Source organism: Dietzia sp. NPDC055877 (assembly GCF_053615975.1).
In genome coordinates this window covers 1-4,677 of the sequence record NZ_JBSHCV010000037.1, presented here as the reverse complement: position 1 = coordinate 4,677, position 4,677 = coordinate 1, and the positions used below count along the sequence as shown (strand labels likewise).

Below are 4,677 nucleotides of genomic sequence, written 5' to 3'. Positions count from 1 at the left end.
GGCGGCTCCGATAAAGTTACACGCACCCCAACACAACACCAAATCCCCAGGTCAACGGGCATGAACGTCGCTACACCATCGCTCTGTTGCACGTGCTCAGATCTGGAGCTTCGGCAGAACCGGTCCCCTCGGTTGAATCGAAGTGGCGGTCCGACCTCGAGCGCCGGCCCGGGAAACAGGCTCCGATGTATTATCGACCGCGCGCCATCAATGCCCGGGCCGCGAACTCGAGCTGGAGTACCGGTCACCTCGAGTGCTGCGCACCGCGATCTGCCACGAAGTCGGCAAGGAGATCGAGTTGGGTCTGTTCCCCTTCGCCGGCGGGCCACCAGAGGAACGAGAGCAGTACTCGAACCGCGAGCTGGACGTGCTCATCGGGCGGCTGCTTCAGTCCGATCAGCTCGGCAGCGATACCGGATACGGTCTGCGACTCGATGAGCGCCTGGGACTGCGCGGCAACGCCGGAAGAGAAAAACTGTGATGCGATGCGGTCACGGCGGGCCGCCGCCAGCGCGGATGCCAAAGCGGCGATAACACGCCGCCGCCCCGTGAGCCCCTCCACGTGCGCGGCAACTTCCTCGACGATGCGCGCCGAAGACCGTGTGAGAACCGCTTCGATGATCGCCGCCCTACCTCCAACGTGTCGGTAGACGGTCGCCCGTGAGCAGTGTGCCCGGCGCGCGAGTTCTGAGACATCGAGCCCGTCGTTTCCCTTCTCAACAATCAGCGACGAGGCCACGGCTAGCAGGCGATCGCGTGCGTGTCGGTCCCTCGCCGCACCCAGCAACCAGTCTTCGGTCATATCTCATTATGAGACACCCCTTCCCGGCCGTCGCAACGTCGGCGCAGCGTACGAAGGCGGCGTGAAACACCCTGCGCGCACGGCAGCGCGCGCCGTCTCGGATGTCTGCGGAGGCGTCGACCTGCACGGGCTGATGCGCGAGTCTGTCAGCCATGACTACCGCACAGCAGATGATGATCCTTCCGAGTCGACACACCCGGGCCCGCCGATCGAGCGACTCGGCGACTCGACCTTCTACTTGGTACGGTCCCGGGACCTGATCGCCGACGTGACCGCGCGGACCGCGGAGTTCTCGTCCAATCTCACCGCCACGATGGTCATCGACGAACACGGGGCAATCACGGAGTGTCCCGTCGCCGGACTCGGGTCCCCCATCCACGCCTTGGCTACTGCCGACGGACAGACCCACCGAATCCACCGCACGCTTGTCCTTCCGTCACTGACGCCACGAAAGCTGCGGTCCTGGGCACCATTTGTAGACCAGACCATCCGACAACTGTGGTCGGAGAGCTACGACGACGGAATTGACTGGGTCACCGAGATCGCCGAGAAACTCCCAGCGGCGGTCGTCGCCGAGCTCATCGGCGTTCCGCAGCACCGAGACCAACTACTGACCTGGGCCTTCGCCAGCCCCGCGATCCTCGACGGCGTGGTGACCCAGGACGAACTGGACGACGCGGTCAACAGTGCCGGGAACTTCATGGCGTTCCTCGATGAGCGGCTCCACCGGGCCCGGGTCGTCCTTCCCCCTACCGTGGTCGGAGACCTGGCACGCCTGGTAAACAACTCAGACATCGACCACGACGTCGCGACTTACGTCCTTGTCCAGCTCATCGTGGCCGGAATTGAATCAACCGTCGGCCACCTCGGATCCCTGGCATGACGTCTCGGCCGACACCCTGAGCATCTCGCCGCCATGCGTGACGTTCCGCCCCGGCGGGATGAGTTCATCGAAGAAGTTCTCAGGCTCGACGCGCCCTTCGTGGGCCACTACCGCCACGTGGTCAGCGATACCAAACTCGGCGGCACACGTCTGCCCGCGGACTCTCGCGTGTTCCTGCTCTGGGGGCGCGCGAACCGCGACGAACAGTACTTCGACCGGCCCGACGAGTTTCACCCGGGTCGGGACGACGGTGCGCACCTGAGCTTCGGCCGCGGGATCCATTTCTGCGTGGGGGCCGCTCTCGCAGGACTCGAATCGCGGACAGCGCTCGACTTCCTCTTAGAGCACGACGCCCATATCCACATCGATCCCAGCCTTGCGTGCCGATCAGTGCGCCAGCACTCCGTCGGTTTCGATTAGATGGACTACATCGAGCCAGCGAGTAACCGGCAGCCGGCTCGGTTCCTCGAGCTGTTAGCACCGTCGGTACGCGGCTACGACGACCTGTACGACCTCGCCTATCGCAGGCGTCGTGCCCCTCGGCTCAGAGGCAGCGGCTTGAGCAGTAAAGCCGCCCCGGTCGTCTGTGCCGCCAGGGTGTTCAAGATGCCGACCACCCTCGCACGTTCGGCAGCCGCACATGCGAAAGGACTTCCCCACACTCCTGGCGGACACAGCCGGTTGAAACGCGATCGCCGCCGGCTACCCCGGGCAGTTCGAAGGCCACGCAGCTACCCGTCTCGAAGCCGAGCTACGCGAGGCGAGCATCGATGTAGCTGCTCGTCTTCAACCAGGTCGACTACATCCCGTTCGACTCCGACACGACGAACTTGTTCTTCCGACTCGAGTCCCTCCCCTACGACAGGAGACGGATCGTGGCTACCTTGACCACGCCAATCGGCCGCTGGGGAAGGATCCTCGCCGGCGAGCTCGTTGCCGCCGGGATGACCGGCCGCCTCGTCGTCACCCACGCCGCGGTACTCGCGCCGACGAAAAGCCCGCCATCTAGCGATCCGCAGGCAGGCCTGCTGATGCTGGGCGCACCGGACTCGATCTCGGCCACCAAGCCACCCAATACAGCGCCGCGCTTCGTCTCCCCGCCCAGCCCAGCCCCCAGACCTGAGTTGGACCTCTTGATGGGTTCTGGGGGCCACCGGCGTCCATCGTTGCTGGTCAGCAGAATTCGGGTCAGGGATTCGGGGCACTAGCCGGGCTGTAGGTTGTGGGTGTGAGCCCGTTCGTGCGGAAGGTGAAGACGTCGTCGGGAGCGACGGCTGTGCAGATCGTGGAGAAGATCCGCGGTCAGCGGAAGATCTTGGAGCACATCGGGTCCGCGCACACCGAGGGCGAGCTGGCGGCGTTGATCGCGGTGGCTAGGGGCAAGATCCACGCTGGTCAGCAGCCGCTGGACCTGGGCTTGGAGCCGGGACCGCAGGTCCGTTCCGGCGGGGAGGCGGTAGTGCGCCGACACTCCAGTGAACTGTTGTGGCAGACGTTGACCAGCACCTTCGACGCCCTTGGCTTCGATGCCGTGGCCGATGAGACGTTCAAGACGCTTGTGTGCGCCCGGCTGGTCGAGCCGACCAGCAAGCTCGATACACCCCGTGTCCTGGACGACATCGGCGTCGATGCTCCACACCTGTCGAGCATCAAACGGGCGCTGGCTCGCTGCGTCGAACGCGATTACCGCACGATGCTGGCGACCGCGTGCTGGGAGCATGTCACCGCCGCCGGCGGCCCGGGCGCTGCCCTGGTGTTGTACGACCTGACCACCCTGTACTTCGAGGCCGAGAAGGAAGACGGCCTACGCAAGGTCGGCATGAGCAAGGAACGCCGCGTCGACCCGCAGATCACCGTCGTCCTACTGGTGGCCCGGGACGGGTTCCCGCTGGATATCCACGTATTCGAGGGCAACAAGGCCGAGACCAAGACGTTGATCCCGGTCATCACCGCCTTCCAGCAGCGCCATCAAGTCAGCGACATGGTCGTGGTCGCTGATGCCGGCATGCTCTCGGCGGCGAACCTCAACGCCCTCGAGGACGCGGGGCTGTCGTTCATCGTCGCCTCCCGCACGTCCAAGGCGCCGAAGGAACTCGAGGACCACTTCGGCCGGCGTGGCAACGCCATCTCCGACGGCGAGGTCGTGGAGCTGATCCGCCCGATGGGCCAGGGCCGGGATCGGCGCGACCGGAGGGTGGTGTGGCACTACAAGTGGCAGCGCGCCCAACGGGACCGACGCACGTTGAACGCGCAGATCGACCGCGCCCAAAGGGTTGCTGACCGGGCGGAACCGCTCAAGAAGCAGCGGTTCGTGAAGGTCACCGGCCAAATCGTCGCACTGGACGAGGCGTCGATCGAGCGGGCCCGCCAGTCGGCCGGCTACAAGGGCTACGTCACCAACATCGACCCGAAGATCATGGATGGCCACGCCGTCGTAGCCGCCTATCACGATTTGTGGAAGGTCGAGCAGTCGTTCCGAATGGCCAAGTCGGATCTGAAAGCACGGCCGATCTTTCACCGCACCCGCGACTCGATAGAAGCACACCTGACCATCGTCTTCGTGGCCCTCGCGATCGCCCGTCACCTGCAGAATTGCACCGGCATGTCGATCAAGAAGATCGTGCGGATCCTGCGTCGGATCCATACCGTCGTCATCGACGTCGACGGACACGAGCTCACCGCCCGCACTCCGCTGGACGACGACGCCCAAGCCATCACCAGCGTTATCTCAGCGGGGAACTAAGGAGGTCCAACTCAGGCCAGATCAGGGCGCTCCTGCTCACTGTGGGCCATCAGCCACGCGTATCCGATCGGTCGCTCGGCCGCAATCGTCCAAAGCGCGCAGTCGTTAGCTGCACGGTCGATTGCCGCCGGTCTGCAGCGATCCTCGTCGCCCCGACGTGGAAGAGTCGGGATACCCAGGCTGGCCCCCGGCGTCTGTGGGTGTGGTGGGTGGTGGGTAGTGGTCCGGGGCTGGCGGGCTGGTGCCGGT

5 protein-coding genes are annotated in these 4,677 nt (G+C 65.1%); 4 read left to right on the top strand and 1 reads right to left on the bottom strand.

Translation table 11 applies throughout. From position 1 onward, the window contains the following. Positions 1 to 244: 244 nt before the first annotated feature. Positions 245 to 802 carry a TetR/AcrR family transcriptional regulator gene (locus ACWGLC_RS17675; RefSeq protein WP_452101089.1) on the bottom strand — a complete coding sequence of 186 codons (558 nt, stop codon included), beginning with the start codon at positions 800 to 802 and terminating at the stop codon, positions 245 to 247. 61 nt (positions 803 to 863) lie between these two features. Here ACWGLC_RS17675 and ACWGLC_RS17670 point away from each other — a divergent pair, with 61 nt between their 5' ends. The 4 genes from ACWGLC_RS17670 (at position 864) to ACWGLC_RS17655 (ending at position 4,428) form a co-directional block, all read left to right on the top strand. Further along, the gene (locus ACWGLC_RS17670) at positions 864 to 1,685 is read left to right on the top strand and encodes a hypothetical protein (protein ID WP_452101088.1); all 822 of its coding nucleotides are present in this window, start codon (positions 864 to 866) and stop codon (positions 1,683 to 1,685) included. 33 nt (positions 1,686 to 1,718) lie between these two features. Beyond that, on the top strand, positions 1,719 to 2,105 hold the full coding sequence (locus ACWGLC_RS17665) for a cytochrome P450 (RefSeq protein WP_452101087.1): 387 nt from the start codon (positions 1,719 to 1,721) through the stop codon (positions 2,103 to 2,105). Positions 2,106 to 2,461: 356 nt separating this feature from the next. Next, positions 2,462 to 2,893, top strand: coding sequence for an ATP-binding protein (locus ACWGLC_RS17660; RefSeq protein ID WP_452101090.1), 432 nt, complete (start codon positions 2,462 to 2,464; stop codon positions 2,891 to 2,893). Between the two features lie 20 nt (positions 2,894 to 2,913). Further along, a complete protein-coding gene (locus tag ACWGLC_RS17655) occupies positions 2,914 to 4,428 on the top strand; it encodes an IS1634 family transposase (RefSeq protein WP_452101086.1) in 1,515 nt (504 codons plus the stop codon). Positions 4,429 to 4,677: the final 249 nt, after the last annotated feature.